General features: G+C 38.6%; 18 protein-coding genes. 13 read left to right on the forward strand and 5 right to left on the reverse strand.

Annotation, left to right across the window (positions count from 1 at the left end):
* Positions 1-55: 55 nt before the first annotated feature.
* The gene (locus tag KHA95_RS17940; protein WP_213138928.1) at positions 56-916 is read left to right on the forward strand and encodes a metallophosphoesterase; all 861 of its coding nucleotides are present in this window, start codon (positions 56-58) and stop codon (positions 914-916) included.
* Between the two features lie 182 nt (positions 917-1,098).
* Here the strand turns inward: KHA95_RS17940 and KHA95_RS17945 are convergent, their stop codons facing one another.
* The 5 genes from KHA95_RS17945 to KHA95_RS17960 all read right to left on the reverse strand — a co-directional run bounded on the left by KHA95_RS17945 (position 1,099) and on the right by KHA95_RS17960 (position 5,399).
* Entirely contained in the window at positions 1,099-1,803 is a 705-nt protein-coding gene (locus KHA95_RS17945) for a DUF421 domain-containing protein (RefSeq protein ID WP_213138929.1), read from the reverse strand.
* 276 nt (positions 1,804-2,079) lie between these two features.
* Positions 2,080-2,184: a cytochrome bd oxidase small subunit CydS family protein gene (gene cydS / locus KHA95_RS23400; RefSeq protein WP_481748458.1), complete on the reverse strand. Its 105-nt coding sequence runs from the start codon at positions 2,182-2,184 to the stop codon at positions 2,080-2,082.
* Between the two features lie 13 nt (positions 2,185-2,197).
* Complete coding sequence (locus KHA95_RS17950; protein ID WP_213138930.1) at positions 2,198-3,223, reverse strand: cytochrome d ubiquinol oxidase subunit II; 1,026 nt, start codon at positions 3,221-3,223, stop codon at positions 2,198-2,200.
* Positions 3,214-4,566 (reverse strand): cytochrome ubiquinol oxidase subunit I, encoded by a 1,353-nt coding sequence (locus tag KHA95_RS17955; RefSeq protein ID WP_213138931.1) that lies wholly within the window; start codon positions 4,564-4,566, stop codon positions 3,214-3,216. Before KHA95_RS17955 ends, KHA95_RS17950 begins: the two co-directional genes overlap by 10 nt.
* 254 nt (positions 4,567-4,820) lie before the next feature.
* Positions 4,821-5,399: a helix-turn-helix domain-containing protein gene (locus KHA95_RS17960; protein ID WP_213138932.1), complete on the reverse strand. Its 579-nt coding sequence runs from the start codon at positions 5,397-5,399 to the stop codon at positions 4,821-4,823.
* A 237-nt stretch (positions 5,400-5,636) separates the two neighbouring features.
* Between KHA95_RS17960 and KHA95_RS17965 the strand changes: the two genes are divergently transcribed.
* From KHA95_RS17965 to desA, 12 genes are all read left to right on the forward strand, one after another.
* Entirely contained in the window at positions 5,637-5,873 is a 237-nt protein-coding gene (locus KHA95_RS17965; RefSeq protein WP_213138933.1) for a hypothetical protein, read from the forward strand.
* A 37-nt stretch (positions 5,874-5,910) separates the two neighbouring features.
* Positions 5,911-6,117 (forward strand): helix-turn-helix domain-containing protein, encoded by a 207-nt coding sequence (locus tag KHA95_RS17970; RefSeq protein WP_213138934.1) that lies wholly within the window; start codon positions 5,911-5,913, stop codon positions 6,115-6,117.
* A gap of 228 nt (positions 6,118-6,345) precedes the next feature.
* Entirely contained in the window at positions 6,346-7,044 is a 699-nt protein-coding gene (gene ric, locus KHA95_RS17975) for an iron-sulfur cluster repair di-iron protein (protein WP_213138935.1), read from the forward strand.
* Between the two features lie 128 nt (positions 7,045-7,172).
* Complete coding sequence (locus tag KHA95_RS17980) at positions 7,173-8,606, forward strand: MFS transporter (protein WP_213138936.1); 1,434 nt, start codon at positions 7,173-7,175, stop codon at positions 8,604-8,606.
* A gap of 7 nt (positions 8,607-8,613) precedes the next feature.
* Positions 8,614-9,801: a M20 family metallopeptidase gene (locus KHA95_RS17985; RefSeq protein WP_213138937.1), complete on the forward strand. Its 1,188-nt coding sequence runs from the start codon at positions 8,614-8,616 to the stop codon at positions 9,799-9,801.
* A gap of 216 nt (positions 9,802-10,017) precedes the next feature.
* Positions 10,018-10,629, forward strand: a complete 612-nt coding sequence (locus KHA95_RS17990) for a DedA family protein (RefSeq protein WP_213138938.1) — start codon at positions 10,018-10,020, stop codon at positions 10,627-10,629.
* Between the two features lie 42 nt (positions 10,630-10,671).
* On the forward strand, positions 10,672-10,950 hold the full coding sequence (locus KHA95_RS17995; protein WP_213138939.1) for a DUF6509 family protein: 279 nt from the start codon (positions 10,672-10,674) through the stop codon (positions 10,948-10,950).
* Positions 10,951-11,276: 326 nt separating this feature from the next.
* Positions 11,277-12,377, forward strand: coding sequence for a glutamate 5-kinase (gene proB / locus KHA95_RS18000; protein WP_213138940.1), 1,101 nt, complete (start codon positions 11,277-11,279; stop codon positions 12,375-12,377).
* A gap of 16 nt (positions 12,378-12,393) precedes the next feature.
* A complete protein-coding gene (locus KHA95_RS18005; protein WP_213138941.1) occupies positions 12,394-13,641 on the forward strand; it encodes a glutamate-5-semialdehyde dehydrogenase in 1,248 nt (415 codons plus the stop codon).
* A gap of 24 nt (positions 13,642-13,665) precedes the next feature.
* Positions 13,666-14,742 (forward strand): branched-chain amino acid aminotransferase, encoded by a 1,077-nt coding sequence (locus KHA95_RS18010; protein WP_213138942.1) that lies wholly within the window; start codon positions 13,666-13,668, stop codon positions 14,740-14,742.
* 79 nt (positions 14,743-14,821) lie between these two features.
* Positions 14,822-15,343, forward strand: a complete 522-nt coding sequence (gene mug / locus KHA95_RS18015) for a G/U mismatch-specific DNA glycosylase (protein WP_213138943.1) — start codon at positions 14,822-14,824, stop codon at positions 15,341-15,343.
* 120 nt (positions 15,344-15,463) lie between these two features.
* Positions 15,464-16,486, forward strand: coding sequence for a Delta(5) desaturase DesA (gene desA / locus KHA95_RS18020; RefSeq protein WP_213138944.1), 1,023 nt, complete (start codon positions 15,464-15,466; stop codon positions 16,484-16,486).
* Positions 16,487-16,549 lie beyond the last annotated feature (63 nt).

The raw sequence follows: 16,549 nt of genomic DNA on the forward strand, positions 1-16,549 counted from the left end.
CAGGTTATCAATTCCCCTTATTCCCTTTATGATTAGAGGAAGAAGGGGGATTTTAATGATCATTTTTGTTACTTCTATTACTATATTATTGAGCTATTTTGTCTATAAGGGCTATAAAAATACGCATTCGGTTGCAATTAATCAAATTGAAATAGAAAAAGATGCTCAACAGAATGATGGCGATCCGTTGAGAATTTTGCATATTTCTGATATGCATCTTGAAAATATTTCAATTACACCTGAGCAATTGTATGAACATATTAAAATGCAACCGATTGATCTCATCGCACTCACAGGTGATTTTCTTGACCGAAAACGAAGTATCCCGAAACTTGTCCCCTATTTACAAGCATTAAATCAATTAAAGCCAGCCTATGGGGCTTATGCTGTTTTTGGCAATCATGATTATGTATTGCGTCAACCATATTTTAATCAAATGAAAGAGATGCTAAACGAACATGGTTTCAAAACGCTTCAAAATGAGAATGAAACGATTGAAATAGGCGGTAAGCAGTTGAATATGATCGGTATTGATGATTTCAGCACAAAGCGTAGTAATTTATTTAAATCTTATGAAGGTGTAGAAAGAGGGTATAATCTTGTTATAACGCATGACCCAAACGTTGTCCTAGTGATGTCGGACTATCATTTTGATTATCTTTTGTCTGGTCATTTCCACGGTGGGCAAATTCATTGGCCTAAACCTTACCATCTTGTAAAGATGGGGAAACTGGTTCGTATGAACATGGTTAAAGGATTGCATCAATACTTGGGTCGCCCTTTTTATATAAGTGAGGGGCTTGGGCAAACTGGGGTGAACATTCGTGTGGGAAGCCGCCCAGAAATTACCATCCATCACTTGTATTTACATCAAGTGAAAACTGGAAAAATAGATGTTTCTGCAAGAGCCGGATAATGCTCCCGGCCCTACATATTCACTAAGGGGTATAGGGAACCACCTGCAAAGAAATTATTCTCAATTATAGAACCATTCCGCATATGCTCTCTGCACATACTATTGGCATTCCTTACTTAATCCTTTTCAAGCTGCTATTTGTTTCGAAATTGCCACCATATTCGACTTCAAAAAACGGGGATCTATTTATATAAAAAGATTTTTATTTGTTCATTTTTATCGATTGTAGCTAACAATATTTCATCGGGTTCTACATGATACATTGTTTTAATTGTATTCCTTAGCCAGCGTTCATCCTTATTTAATTGTAATAATTCGCTGGCAATAATTTTGCTTTCCTTAATAATTGTTCTAGGTAAATCGAAAGTTTGGGTCGCTAGATTAAAATCTTTTGGCGTTGTATGTTGATATTGTGGTTTTAAGAAAAATGAAATTTTTCCATCTGGCTCCCATAATGCGAGCGCGATTTTTTGGACATCGTCAATCTTTTCTTTTCTTGATTCTGATAATAAATAATCGAGTGAAATTCTTGCTTTTGCTAAGCCTTCATATAAAATTTGCCCATTTTCAATTAAAGGAAGGGGAGGTGGCTCAAAAAACTTCCTCAGTTTTCTTGATTTTAGACCGGCAATTACACTAGCTGTATATAAGATAATGAGGACGCTTGTTGTAAGCATTGATCCCTTCAAGCCTAATTGTTCATCCGATAATGGGTGAGCAATTATGTTGCCAATAATTAGTGCAATAACAAAATCGAGTAATCTTAATTGCGAAATGGATCGCTGTCCCATTACTTTAGCTACTAGAAGCATAAAGAAATAAGCGACAATTGCTCTTAAAATCCACTGTATGGCTGTCAGCGATTCTTGACTATGAAAAAAGTCCATTCGCCCTCTCACCTCAAGCTTTTAATAAAAAGAAGATATTGATAATATGTCCAAATGAGTAAAATTCTATAAAAATGATTTTATTATTTAGGCATACTATTTCGTTATATTGCGTTAAGGTGAGGATATATTCTTATGGCACGAGCTATTAGGACTAGACTCAAGCTATTATTAATAGGTGCTAATTAGTTCGATCACAATAACAATTTGTCCGTACAAGTTTTGCTTTGATAAAAATGGATGCCCCGTATGAAAGGAGCATCCTTGTTTTTTTCTTCAGTCTTTTGAAATAGATTTATCTTTTAATGCGGCCCAAAAGGCAAGTCCAATTGAAGCAAATAAAACGATGAAAGGTGCGTAAAACATAAAGAAATTACTCATAAAATCCTCCTCATTATGGATGATGATCAGATTTACCTTTTACATAGTCTTTATTAAATAAAAATAACCGAAGCAGTAAATATAAAGAAGGAATAAGTAATCCGAGTCCCGCGATAAAAGCGACAATGAGTGAAATGGCCATCGCATGATTTGTAAAACCATCATAAATTGTCAAATATGGATAAAGTAAATACGGGTAATGGGAAAAGCCATATCCAAAAAAAGCAAGAGCAAATTGACCAACTAATAAGACAAATGCTAACCCATAGTTTTTCCTTCTCCATATGAGCATAACCGTTCCGATAAATAATAAAAATGATAGACCGAAAACCACCCATAAGTCGATTAGTCGTTCGAAATGTTCATGATTATGAAGCCGTAACTCAAAAATAATCCCGCCGGCAGTAATGATTGTCGGTAAAGCCCAAATCAATGCATACTTCCTCATAATATTCGTCGCAGCTATATCACCGGCTTGATTCGCATACCAAGTGAGAAATACGGCGGAAATATAAAGGACGGCAGCTATGCTTAATACAACAATGCTCCATGTGAGCGGACTTTTAAATAAAAGCCAATAATTTAGCACTGGATGACCATTATTGAGTGAAATAAACCCACCTTCAGAAATGGTTAAGACAATCGATAACGATGCAGGGATAAAAAGCCCCGATAATCCGTACATGAAAGCATAGCCTTTATGTCCTCTTGAGCCATATGTTTCAAATGCATAATAGGAGCCACGAATCGCAAGTAGAATGATGGCGATACTTACAGGGACGAGTAATGTCGTTCCGTAATAAAAGGCTGTTTTCGGGAAAAAACCGATGATTCCAACGAAGAAGAAAACAAGAAATACATTGGTCACTTCCCACACCGGTGATAAATAGCGTTGAATAATATTCGTTAATATATGCTGTTTTCCGGTAAAAACACTATAAGCATTAAAGAAACCCGCACCAAAGTCGATCGAAGCGACGATGACGTAGCCGAATAAAAACGTCCAAAGTACACTAATGCCGATGATTTCTAAGTCCATGCCTGCCCACCACCTTGTTCCGCTTCACGATCTTCGAGCTCGCGCTCAACGGGATTTTTCCTAAACATTCGGCTAAGTACAACAATCGTTCCCATCCCTAAAATGAGATATAAACCCGAAAAGAGCATAAGCATTAAATCCACTTGATTGCTCGAAGTAGCTGCATCGGCCGTACGCATGATTCCACGCAATATCCACGGTTGGCGTCCTACTTCTGCCAGCCACCATCCTGCTTCAATCGCAATGAGTGAAAGGGGGCCGCCAAGAACGATGAGCCAGCGAAACCAGTTCGATTGTACAAAGACCCAGCGTCGTTTTGTCCCAATCCAAAAAACAAATGATAACAGGACCATCCACATACCAATCGTAACCATAATATCAAATAAATAGTGGATGTAGAGTGGGGGAATTTCATCTTCTAGAAATTGATCAAGCCCTAGTACTTCGGCCGTTGGATCACTATGTGCCAAAAAGCTAAGTGCAAATGGGAGCTTGATTGCGTATTTCACTTCACCATTGTCTAAAACACCGTATAAAATAAGCGGAGCCTTTTCTTCCGTTTCAAAATGCCATTCGGCCGCAGCTAATTTTTCTGGTTGATATTCAGCTAAATATTTTCCAGAGAAATCACCGATGACGGCCGTAGCGATGGAGAAGATCAATCCCAGTTTCATTGTTAAAAATAGGGCTTTTTTATGATAGATATGATCCGAACCTTTTAATAATCGAAAGGCAGCGATTGAAGCAAGGACAAAGGCAGCTGTCATATAGCAAGTGACGACAACATGTGCAACTTTCGTCGGCATTGCCGGATTGAACATGGCAACAAGCGGATTCACATTGACAAGTGATCCGTTTACAATATCAAAGCCTTGTGGGGCATTCATAAATGCATTTACCATCGTAATAAAGACAGCAGAAAAAGATGCTCCAATTGCGACTGGAATAAGCAATAATAAATGTTTACGCTGATCCTTAAAGCGATCCCAAGTGTATAAATAGATTCCTAAAAAAATCGCTTCAAAAAAGAATGCAAAGGTTTCCATAAAGAGCGGGAGGGCAATGACATTCCCAGCAAGTTCCATGAAGTTAGGCCATAGCAATGATAATTGCAAGCCAATCGCTGTTCCTGTTACGACTCCCACGGCAACAGTAATAACGAAGCCACGTGTCCATCTTCTAGCTAGCAAAATATAATGATCATCATTTTTCTTAATCCCGACCCACTGAGCGATCATGATCATTAGTGGGATACCAACACCAATTGTGGCATAAATAATGTGAAAGGATAAAGTTAATTCTGTTAAAACTCTACTGAAAAATAATGCATCTTCGTTTCCCAAGCAACATTCGCCTCCTCATCTAGCTGGCAAAAATCCTTCCGATGATTGAAATAAGCATAATGGCTGCTACCGAAAAAGTGAGCCATAATAATTTACGTTCATGATTTTTATACATGTTTACACGCTCCTATGATTTCCATATTACCCAGAAATCATGAATTTGAACGTTTTTTTAGAAATTCTTTTTGAACGTCACGATCGCTTATCCTCGAATAATGATAGAGGTGAAGGGTTATTGGGAACATCTGACAATATCAATGATTCATTTCATTATTCAATTCATCTTTCATCTGTGCAATTAATAACATTTCTGTCACATCACGTTTTTTTAATTTTCTTATTATTTGAATGAATTCCAATTCTTCTTTGGAGACGAGTAATAAAGTCCCGTCTTTCTTCTCTTTCTGAATACCATCAATGATCATTTCCGAGAAATGGGAAATCTTTTCGATCAGGTCAGGGCATGTGATTTCCATTTTGAATTCATTTTTTAATAAAAACAAGATTTTTTTTGTTAGTGTTTTTTTAGGATCATAGTATAGATGCTCATTGTCAGTGGAATAGGAGTCAACCTTTTTCTCTTCTTCAACTGTAAGTAGGTTACCATTTTTATTATAAAAATGGGGATTAGCGTCTTCTCCTTTTAAGAGCCAATCCGTAGAAACATTGAAAAATTCCGAGAGTGAAATAATCATTTTTGCAGAAGGCTGCTTTCTTTCATTTTCCCAATTACTAATTGCACTAGACTTTGTTCCTATTTTATCACCGAGTTTACTCATGGAAAGTAGGGATTTTTTTCTTAAATGGTGTATTCTTTTTCCGATTGTTTCCACTTTTATCACTCCCCTTTGATAGTAAAAGTGTATAAATGCCAGTTTTATGACAAAATATAATGTAATCCCCTTGATTTCACTACTACTAAGTAGTAAAATTTATAATAAATTACATAACACATTCAAATCATATCAAAAAGTTTGACCGAAACATAATAAGAACAAGAGATATTTGCAAGACTTTTGTAGTGAATCTAAAAATCAGAAGATTCCAACGAGTGATAAGGGGGAGAGAAGTTGTTTGAAACAAAAGACATAGCAAAATTAGAAAAGATGTTAGAAATAATAAAAGAAAAATTACATTATTGGAAAGATAAAAATCATTATATTTATGAACAATACGAATATTTCCAACATATTGTTATATTTCATCTCGAACTCCATCAAGAGCAACCCCCCAATGAAATTACAGCATTATTGAGAATTTATGACGATGTAAAAAAAGACTTGGAAGCCTCAACTTATCAAAATTAAATATAGAGACCCGTTGAAGAAAGGGAGGGATCGCTATATGCCGGTTCGCAAACAGGCGATAACGAATATAGGGTGGGAGATAAAACGTTGCTTAGCTGAAATGAAAATGACACAAACGGAATTTTGCGAACAATATGGAATTCCATTAAGCCGCCTATCGGAAATCATTTCTGGTACTCGGCCAAATAAAAAATATAGAAATAAAATTATCGACATTTTAGGGATTGAGGAGGTTGTATCGTGACCGATTTCGTTTCGTACTTACGAAACGTTTTTTTTCTGTTATGTCCAACAATTGTTTGTTAATCTAATTTGTAGGCGACACGGAATATCCACTTCTTTAATAATCCTCAAGATCGAACATCCATTAAAGTCCCCAATTTAATTCATTTTTTAAACTGTGATGCATATCACAATGTTCTGTTTGTATTTTTATTATGATGTAGGTAGAAAAGATAGGAGGAACATGAACATGACTCAACTTACTCTTAATACCTACGTTTCTGATATTGTAACTGCACTCCCGCAAAGTACGGATCTATTTAGGAAATTGCGCATTGATTTTTGTTGTGGCGGAAAAGTAGCACTGAGGGAAGCGGCAGAAGCGCGCCGCCTTAATCCGGAGGAAGTGTTACAGCAAATTAAAGATGTAGAAAATAAACTGGAAAAACGCGAAAGCTTGCATCCAGCATCTTTCGGTGAAAAAACACTCGTTGCTTATATTCAAGAGAAATATCACGAACATTTAAGGGAAGAGTTGCCTGCACTTGCACCTTATATTACGAAAGTAGCGCGTGTTCATGGGGGCGGTTATCCACATCTTCTTCTTGTTCAAAAACTATTCCAAGAATTACGTGCAGAATTATTGGAGCACACAAAAGATGAAGATGAAAATGTATTTCCGCTTATTCTCGAATTTTTGAATAAACCAACACCCGAACTAAAAGAAAAAGTAAAGCCGCATGTATTTGAGCTTGAGGAAGAACATGAGCATGCGGGCCAGATATTAAATGAGTTGCGTAATATTACAAATAACTATACAGCGCCCGAGGATGCTTGCCAAACCTATCGAACCGTATATGCCCGCTTAGAACAGCTTGAGAAATATACATTTGACCATGTACATCTAGAAAATAATATTCTTTTTGAACGTGTTCGCGCTGCGCTTTAATAAATAATCAATACCCATTGAATGGTTTTCACTCCAATCAATGGGTATTTTTGTTTTATTTATAAAGAATGGGGTGCTCCTACATGACAAATACTTTGGTTAAGTCGTAATTTGACGAGGAGGATATGATGGAAACAACCTATCGAGGTTCTAATAAAATGATTTTTGGGATTGTGTTTGGGGTGATTACGTTTTGGCTATTTGCGCAAGCGATGGTCAATGTCGTTCCAGATGTTCAAAAAGATTTAGGGATTTCATTAGGAACATTAAACGTAGCTATCAGTTTGACAGCCTTATTTTCAGGGATGTTTATCGTTGTTGCCGGTGGATTAGCCGATAAGATGGGGCGGAAAAAAATGACGTATTTCGGTTTGATTTTAAGTGTGATCGGTTCGCTATGTCTTATTTTTGCTCATAGTGCCGCTCTCCTTATTATTGGACGAGTGATTCAAGGGCTTTCTGCCGCAGCCATTATGCCTGCAACTATTGCCTTGATTAAGGCTTATTTTGATGGACCCGATCGTCTGCGGGCATTGAGTTATTGGTCGATTGGGTCTTGGGGTGGTTCTGGTCTATGTTCATTCGCTGGTGGCGCGATTGCCACGTATATGGGGTGGCGCTGGATCTTTATTATTTCAATTGTTTTCGCTCTGCTTGCAATGTTTCTCATAAAAGAAGTACCTGAAAGCAAAGTAGAGACCGCTCAAGCAACGAAGTTCGACTATACCGGGTTAGTTATTTTTATCATTACGATGTTGGCTTTAAATTTAGTCATTACACGCGGTGGAGATTATGGATGGATTAGCCCACTTACTTTAGTTCTAGCTGCTGTAACTGTGATAGGGATCTTTATCTTTTTCAAAGTTGAAGCAAGAAAGGATAATCAGTTTATCGATTTTTCCTTGTTTAAAAATAAAGCTTATTCCGGTGCAACGATATCTAACTTTTTATTAAATGCCGTTGCGGGAACATTAGTCGTAGCCAATACTTATGTTCAAGTAGGTAGAGGGTTTTCCGCGTTTCAATCGGGTATATTAACATTAGGATATTTAGCGGCCGTACTTGCGATGATTCGTGTTGGTGAGAAAATTTTGCAAAAGACGGGTGCTAGAAAACCGATGATCTGGGGGACGATTTTAACCGGAGTAGGGATTGGAATGATGGCTTTTACTTTTTTACCAGGATTTACGTATACGGTTGTCGTCTTTATCGGCTTCGTTCTATTCGGTCTTGGATTAGGTATGTATGCGACACCATCGACAGATACAGCGGTTTCCAATGCACCAGATGAAAAAATAGGGATCGCTTCTGGGATTTATAAAATGGCAAGCTCTTTAGGCGGCTCATTCGGTGTTGCGATATCGACTGCCGTATATAGTGCGATAACAGCGGTTGGTGCAGTTGAATCAGCGGCATCAGCAGGTATTATTACGAATGTGATCTTTGCTGCATTGGCGCTTCTTTCAATTATATTCATGATTCCACGTAGTAGAGGGAATAAAGCGAAAGAATCAACGGAAGATGAAATACATGATGACACCCTAATACCACTTAAAGGATGAAGATAAGATGAAAGAACAATTAATGAAATTATTGGAATCGCGCAAGCAAGAAATGATTGATATTCGCCGTTATTTACATGAACATCCGGAGCTTAGCTTTCATGAGGAAAAAACGGCACAATATATTATTGACTTTTATAAAGGTAAAGATGTTGATGTTCAAACGAATGTAGGGAATGGGTTTGGAATCATCGTCACGATTAAAGGCGGAAAACAGGGAAAGACAATCGGACTGAGAGCAGATTTTGATGCACTGCCGATTGTCGAAGAAACCGATGTTCCTTTTAAATCGAAAAATGAAGGAGTCATGCACGCGTGTGGGCATGATGGGCATACGGCTTATTTATTAATCCTTGCTGATTGCCTTATTCAATTGAAAGATCAAATTCCCGGAACGATCAAAATCATTCACCAACATGCGGAAGAGACCCCTCCTGGTGGGGCAAAAAGCATTGTTGAATCAGGCGTACTCGATGATTTGGATGCTGTTTATGGCATTCACTTATTTCCGACAGATCCTGCTGGTGTTGTTGGCTACCGAAGCGGCAATGCGATGGCAGGGCGTACGTATTTCAAATTAATTATTCAGGGGATTGGCGGTCACGGTTCATCGCCACATTTAGCCAATGACGCCATCGTCGCCGGCGCTTATTTTGTGACAGCAATACAAACGATTATAAGTCGACGTTTAGATCCATTCGAAACAGGCGTTGTAACGATCGGATCTTTTGATGGGAAAGGCAGCTTCAATGTCATTAAAGATGCTGTCACTCTCGAAGGAGATGTCCGTTATATGGACAGTGATACACAAGAGAAAATTGACAAGGAAGTTCATCGTATATCGAAGGGAATTGAAGCGGAATTCGGTGTAACATGTGATTTAACATATGTTTCGGATTATCCGCCGTTATACAATGATCCAGAGATCACTGCGAATGTGATTGCAAGTCTTAAGGAGATGAATGATCCAGATATTAAAGATGTGATCGAATTTCCGAAGTTTTCGGGCTCTGAAGACTTTGCATACTACGCAGAGAAAATTCCTGGCTGTTTCTTCTATATCGGTTGTAAGCCAAAAGGCGTGGAAAAAGCCTATTTCAATCATCATCCGAAATTCGATATTGATGAAGATGCGTTGCTCGTAGCAGCAAAATCAGTCGGACAAGTTGTTTGCAGTTACTATGAACTTCAGTAAGTAATGAATCGTGTTCAAAAGTCAATCCCTTGACTTTTGGGCACCTTTTATTTGATCTTCAAACGGAAGTTGTGTAATTAAACGAAAACTTACGCAATTCACACTTAAAGTGATGCAATTAACCGAAATCCCCCATTGAATCGATTTCTGGTCATAATCCTTGCTTGTCCATGATATGATATATAAATAAATCGTCGATCTAGTGGGGGGAAAAAGATGCAGCAATGGATTACACAAATCATGGAACAATATGGGTACTTCGGAATCCTTTTTTTAATTGCGCTAGAAAATATTTTTCCACCGATCCCTTCGGAAGTAATTTTGACATTCGGCGGTTTTATGACGACCGTAACGGAGATGAGAATTTCAGGAGTGATTCTTTTTTCCACAATTGGATCTACACTTGGGGCGATCATTCTTTACGGATTGGGAACGATGCTCGATATCGATCGGCTCGGTCGGATCGTTGAACGTTGGGGGCATATTTTTCGTTTGACAAAAAAAGATGTACATAAAGCGGATGTTTGGTTTGATAAATATGGTGTCTGGACCGTGTTTTTTTGTCGTTTCATTCCGCTCATTCGCAGCTTAATTTCGATCCCAGCCGGAATGGCGCGGATGAATTTCGGGGTGTTCATCGTGTTAACCGCCTTCGGAACATTGATTTGGAATGCGGTCCTTGTCAATATTGGTGCAGCAGTCGGTGCATCATGGGAATCGATTGTTGATGTGATGGATGTATACTCAACGGTTATCTATATTGGACTAGCCCTACTTATTATTATTTTCGTGGCAGTATGGGTTAAAAAAAGAATTAAATCCAAATAAGTAGTATAATCGTTTCATTAAGGAATGAGGGGAATTAAGGTTATGAAGATTATTTCACATGAAATTGAAGAAATTGTAGATCCAACCGGCATTTTACCAGGAGAGCGATACGAATTTCTCATCCACATTGAGTTGCCAGAAGAGGATGAGGCATACACTACATCAGGCTTGTTATTGCGAGTCATTTTTGCCGTTGATGAACAAGGCGCGCGAATCAGCCAATATCATTTTATTGAAAAGGCAACGAATCAAGTATTGGATTTCTCTATGTTAGAGGAAGAAGAGCAAATGATTGCTGAATATTGTCAACAAAACCTTTAATAAAGGGCTGAAACCCTTGACATGCGCTCATTTTCAAGTCATAATATTGGTTAATATATTGAACGTCGACAGGGGAACAGTATGTGGATCGTTGCTGTAGCAGAGAGCGAAATTTATAAGCTGAAAGATTTCGTAGCAGTCAACCCACTGAACCTACCTCTTGAGTCCCATGCCAAACATGGGCGTGCCTTCAACGTTATGAAGTAAGTGGAATGCGTATGCATTCAAAAATAGGTGGTACCGCGGGAGATAAGCTCTTTCGTCCTTTTCAATAGGATGATTGGGGCTTTTTTATTTTATGGAAAATCCTAGTAGGAGATATGATGATGAGGAAAAAAAGAATTGTTGTCAAAATTGGTAGTAGTTCATTAACGAATGATCGGGGGGAAATCGATCAAGTAAAATTCCAAGATCATGTGAACGCCGTTGCTGCGCTTAGAAAAGCAAAACATGAAGTCATTCTCGTATCATCTGGAGCGGTGGCAGCCGGTTTTGCTCGCTTAGGCTATCCGTCAAGACCGGTGACGATCAAGGGCAGGCAGGCTGCTGCGGCAGTTGGGCAAAGTTTATTGATCGAATCATATATTGAAAAGTTCAGTGAATTTGACATCATCCCGGCACAAATTTTATTAACGAGAAATGACTTTTCCAATCGCGAGCAGTACCGAAATGCCTTTTCAACAATCATGGAGCTGCTTGAACGTGGAATATTGCCAATTATTAATGAAAATGACACAGTATCTGTCGAGGAATTGACATTTGGTGACAATGATATGCTTTCCGCTTTAGTCGCAGGCTTTATTCATGCCGATCAACTAATTATTTTAACTGACATCAATGGATTATATGATGCGAATCCACGCCTGAATCCTTTAGCAAACAGGTTAAATCGTTTAGAGGAAATTACCGATGACATGCTTGAGGCGGCAGATAGCACAGGTTCCAAAGTTGGGACCGGTGGAATGAAATCAAAACTATTGGCAGCAAAAACAGCACTTGCATTAGGGGTTCCTGTTTTCATCGGAACCGGGTATGGTGAGGAAAAGTTGCTTGATATTTTGCATGGCAATGGCGACGGCACTTATATTGACAACGACTCGCTTGATTCGATTAACACAAGCAAGCAGTGGATTGCTTTTCACTCGGAGACCGTTGGGAAAATTTACGTTGATCAAGGGGCCGAAGAAGCGATTTTATATAATGGAAAAAGTCTTTTGCCAGCTGGCGTTTTTAAAGTAAAAGGAACGTTTCAAGCAGGTGATGTTGTTGAAGTATATGGTGTGAGTGGCTTATTAGGTAAAGGGGAAGTAAGCTATTCTTCAGAGAAGTTAAAAGAGGAAATTAAAAAACGGAACGATGAAAGGCTGACTGAGCCAATTGCACCGTCCGTTGAAGTCATCCATCGCAATCGTTGGGTAAAAGTTTAATAAGGGGGAATGGATCATGAGTGAAGTACACTTAAAGGGACAAAAAGCAAAAACGGCAAGTTATTTATTAACGAGTGCAACGACAGAGGAGAAAAATGCTGCATTAAAACAGATTGCGGAACAATTAATTGAAGATCAAGCATTGATTATTGAGGAAAATGCAAAAGATATAGCAGAAGGAAAGGCGAACGGCCTCTCAGCTTCTGTTCTTGACCGTATTATGTTAAATGAACAACGAATTCATGATATGTCACATGCGATTGAATTACTAATTGGGCTTGCTGATCCGATTGGAGAAGTGTTAGAAACGATCGAAAAAGACAACGGTCTTCATATTGAGAAAAAACGCGTTCCAATCGGTGTGATTGGCATGATCTATGAAGCAAGACCGAATGTGACGATCGATGCTGCTACACTGTCATTAAAAACAGGAAATGCGGTCATTTTAAGAGGGAGCTCATCGGCAAAATATTCTAATATCGCTCTTATATCAACGATTCATCGCGCTCTTGAAAAAAGTGCCTTACCTGTTGATGCCGTTCAGCTTATTGAAGATACGAGCAGGGAAACAGCGAAAGAGTTGTTCCGGTTAAATCAGTTTTTAGATGTGTTAATTCCAAGAGGCGGCCAAAATTTAATTCAAACAGTGATCCGTGAATCAACCGTTCCAGTCATTGAAACAGGGGCTGGCAATTGCCATATTTATATTGACGAAAGTGCCGAAGAAAAAATGGCAGAGGACATTGTGTTAAATGCCAAGCTTCAGCGTCCATCGGTATGTAACGCCGTTGAAAAGCTTTTAATTCATGAAAATTGGTTTGCCCAATACGGAAAACAATTATTAGAAAAATTGCAAAAAAACGATGTGCATATTATTGGCGACGAAACCGTCGTTCAAGCAAATAATACGGCACAATTGGCAACAAATGAAGATTGGTCAACAGAATATCTCGCACTTACTGCTGGTGTAAAAATTGTCAATAAGGTTGAGGAAGCGATTGAGCATATTAATCAATATGGAACGAAGCACTCCGAGGCAATCATTACGAACGATACGAAAAATGCGGAGATATTTTTGCAAAATGTCGACGCTTCTGCGGTTTATCATAATGTATCGACGAGATTTACAGACGGTTTTGAATTCGGCTACGGTGCAGAAATTGGCATTAGTACACAAAAGCTTCATGCGCGTGGACCAATGGGATTGCATGCATTAACATCAACGAAATTTGTTATTCACGGAAATGGACAAATTCGCCATTAATTGGAATTTTAGGAGGATAAGACAGTGGAAAAGTACCATATAGAAGTACAATTAACTGAAAATAAAAAAGATAAACCTGATTTTAACAATCTTTCATTTGGCTCCGTGTTTACGGATCATATGTTCATTCTTAATTATACGGAAGGCCGTGGCTGGCATGATCCAAGAATTGCCCCTTATCAACCAATTACACTTGATCCAGCGGCAATCATTTTCCATTATGGTCAAACGGTCTTTGAAGGACTTAAAGCATATGTAACAAAGGATCAGGAAGTACTATTATTCCGTCCCGATCAAAATATTCAACGTTTAAATCGATCAAGTAATCGCCTTTGCATTCCAGAGGTCGATGAAGAGCTGGCACTTGAGGGGCTCAAAAAATTAATTATGGTTGATAAAGAATGGATTCCGAATGTTGAAGGGACATCTTTATACATTCGTCCATTTATTATCGCGACAGAACCGTACTTAGGTGTATCAGCGTCAGAAACGTATCAATTCATGATTATTCTATCACCAGTTGGTGCTTATTATAAAGAAGGAATCAACCCGGTGAAAATTGCCGTAGAAAATGAATACGTGCGAGCAGTAACAGGTGGAACAGGGAATGCGAAAACGGCTGGTAACTATGCGGGGGCATTAAAAGCTCAAGAGGCTGCTGACGCAGAAGGCTATTCACAAGTACTTTGGCTCGACGGAAAAGAAAAGAAATATATTGAAGAAGTCGGCAGCATGAACGTCTTCTTTAAAATCAATGGAGAAGTTGTTACACCTGCTTTAAACGGAAGTATTTTAGAAGGGGTAACGAGAAAATCGGTCATTGAATTATTACAGTATTGGAATGTTCCTGTTATAGAGAAGAAGATTTCCATCGAAGACATCTTCCATGCGCATAAAGAAGGAACACTAGAGGAAGCGTTTGGTACCGGAACAGCGGCTGTTATTTCTCCAATTGGTGAGCTCTTTTGGCAAGGCGAGAAAATTACAATCCATAATGGAGAAACAGGGCCGTTAGCCAAAAGAATATATGATGAATTAACAGGTATTCAAACAGGGAAAAAGGAAGACCCATTTGGATGGAGCGTCAAAGTAGAAGATTAAAAGCAAAGAGTGGATGGGTGACGAAAAAAAACAATTTTTTCGCACCCATTTTGCTATTGCACGAAAGGAATTGTATGACATGAATACATTACATCCAATCCCGGACCATATAAAAGAACAGTTGGATGTGTTATTTGTTGGTTTCAATCCAAGCATCAAGTCGAGCGAAACCGGACATCATTTTGCCAATCCAACGAATCGTTTTTGGACAATTTTGCATAAAGCTGGAATCACAGAGAGAAAGTATCTCCCTTCTGAAGATTTTAAACTTCTTGAGCTTGGCTACGGACTGACAAATATTGTAGCAAGACCGACAAAAAGCGCTGCCGAAATCACACCAGTGGAATATGAAGAGGGGAAACAACAATTAATCAATAAAATCGAGCGTTATCAGCCGAAGATCATTTGCTTTGTGGGCAAGGGTGTCTATCAGCAGTATAGCGGAATTAAGCAGCTTCCTTGGGGAAAACAAACAACAGCCGTTGTTTCTGGGACGATTGATTTTGTTGCACCATCATCGAGTGGCCTTGTGCGTATGAAAATCGATGAAATTGCCGATATTTATAGCGAGATTCCACTGCTTATTCAAAGGCTTGAGTAATTGGCTAAAAATTCCACAGACCATGACATTTATCACGGTTTGTCCATGACGTTTATGTCTACACATCCCTTTTCCGATTGTTTATGATTAAGACAATATTCGAGAGGGGATGCTTTCTATATGTCCAAAAAAGATCCTAAACAATTACGAAAACAAATGGCACCATATGAAAAATCAAATACAAAAAATAGTGTAAGACAAGTCATCAATACACTTGTACCGTTTTTTGCCTTATGGTTTCTTGCCTATCAAAGTCTATCCGTTTCCTATTTCCTTACTTTAGCTCTTACCATTATTGCGGCAGGATTTCTTGTGAGAATTTTTATTATTTTTCACGACTGCTGTCATGGCTCATTCTTTAAAAATCGCAGGGCGAATCGAATCCTTGGAACGATTACTGGTGTCTTAACACTATGCCCATTTGAGCAGTGGAGACGAAGCCATTCGATTCACCACGCTACGAGCAGCAATTTGAATAAACGTGGAACGGGTGATGTTTGGGTGATGACGGTGGATGAGTATGTCGCAGCATCTCCACTTCAGCGTCTTGGTTATCGTCTTTACCGTAATCCGTTTGTTATGTTTGTTCTTGGACCGATTTACATTTTTCTAATTTTATATCGTTTTAATGGAAAGAATGCGCGCTCGAAAGAACGCATTAACACGTATATAACAAATGCTTCAATCGTCGCCATTGCTGGGCTGCTTTGTTGGGCAATTGGCTGGCAAGCATTTCTACTCATTCAAGGTCCAATCTTTTTAATCTCTGGTTCACTAGGCATCTGGCTCTTCTATGTACAGCATCAATTTGAAGATTCTTATTATGAAAGTCAGGAAGAGTGGGATTATGTAAAAGCGGCGTTGGAAGGCAGCTCGTACTACAAGCTTCCGAAAGTGCTCCAATGGTTAACAGGGAATATTGGATTTCACCATGTCCATCATTTAAGTCCAAGAATTCCAAATTATTATTTGGAAGAAGTTCATAATCAATATAAACCACTACAAGAGGCACAAACGATCACAATCTCAACGAGCTTACGTTCCCTGAAGTTTCGACTTTGGGACGAAGAAAGTAAAAAGTTTATTGGGTTTAAGGATTTAAAAACGCTAAACAATGCGAAAGGGTACAAACACGCGAATTAGAGTGGGCTAAAACTCCTTTGTGATATAATGGCAAAGGAGTTAAATTATTTTTTTGAAGAGGTA

Source organism: Bacillus sp. FJAT-50079 (assembly GCF_018343515.1).
Taxonomy (GTDB): domain Bacteria; phylum Bacillota; class Bacilli; order Bacillales; family Bacillaceae_C; genus Lederbergia.

Bases quoted from the DNA above. Each gene is read 5' to 3' on its own strand.
- KHA95_RS17945 (WP_213138929.1), bottom strand. From the start codon at position 1,803: ATGGACTTTTTTCATAGTCAAGAATCGCTGACAGCCATACAGTGGATT.
- ric (WP_213138935.1), top strand. From the start codon at position 6,346: ATGACTCAACTTACTCTTAATACCTACGTTTCTGATATTGTAACTGCA.
- KHA95_RS17950 (WP_213138930.1), bottom strand. From the start codon at position 3,223: ATGGACTTAGAAATCATCGGCATTAGTGTACTTTGGACGTTTTTATTC.
- mug (WP_213138943.1), top strand. From the start codon at position 14,822: ATGAATACATTACATCCAATCCCGGACCATATAAAAGAACAGTTGGAT.
- desA (WP_213138944.1), top strand. From the start codon at position 15,464: ATGTCCAAAAAAGATCCTAAACAATTACGAAAACAAATGGCACCATAT.
- KHA95_RS17985 (WP_213138937.1), top strand. From the start codon at position 8,614: ATGAAAGAACAATTAATGAAATTATTGGAATCGCGCAAGCAAGAAATG.
- KHA95_RS18005 (WP_213138941.1), top strand. From the start codon at position 12,394: ATGAGTGAAGTACACTTAAAGGGACAAAAAGCAAAAACGGCAAGTTAT.
- KHA95_RS17940 (WP_213138928.1), top strand. From the start codon at position 56: ATGATCATTTTTGTTACTTCTATTACTATATTATTGAGCTATTTTGTC.
- KHA95_RS17970 (WP_213138934.1), top strand. From the start codon at position 5,911: ATGCCGGTTCGCAAACAGGCGATAACGAATATAGGGTGGGAGATAAAA.
- KHA95_RS17980 (WP_213138936.1), top strand. From the start codon at position 7,173: ATGGAAACAACCTATCGAGGTTCTAATAAAATGATTTTTGGGATTGTG.
- cydS (WP_481748458.1), bottom strand. From the start codon at position 2,184: ATGAGTAATTTCTTTATGTTTTACGCACCTTTCATCGTTTTATTTGCT.
- KHA95_RS17995 (WP_213138939.1), top strand. From the start codon at position 10,672: ATGAAGATTATTTCACATGAAATTGAAGAAATTGTAGATCCAACCGGC.
- proB (WP_213138940.1), top strand. From the start codon at position 11,277: ATGAGGAAAAAAAGAATTGTTGTCAAAATTGGTAGTAGTTCATTAACG.
- KHA95_RS17990 (WP_213138938.1), top strand. From the start codon at position 10,018: ATGCAGCAATGGATTACACAAATCATGGAACAATATGGGTACTTCGGA.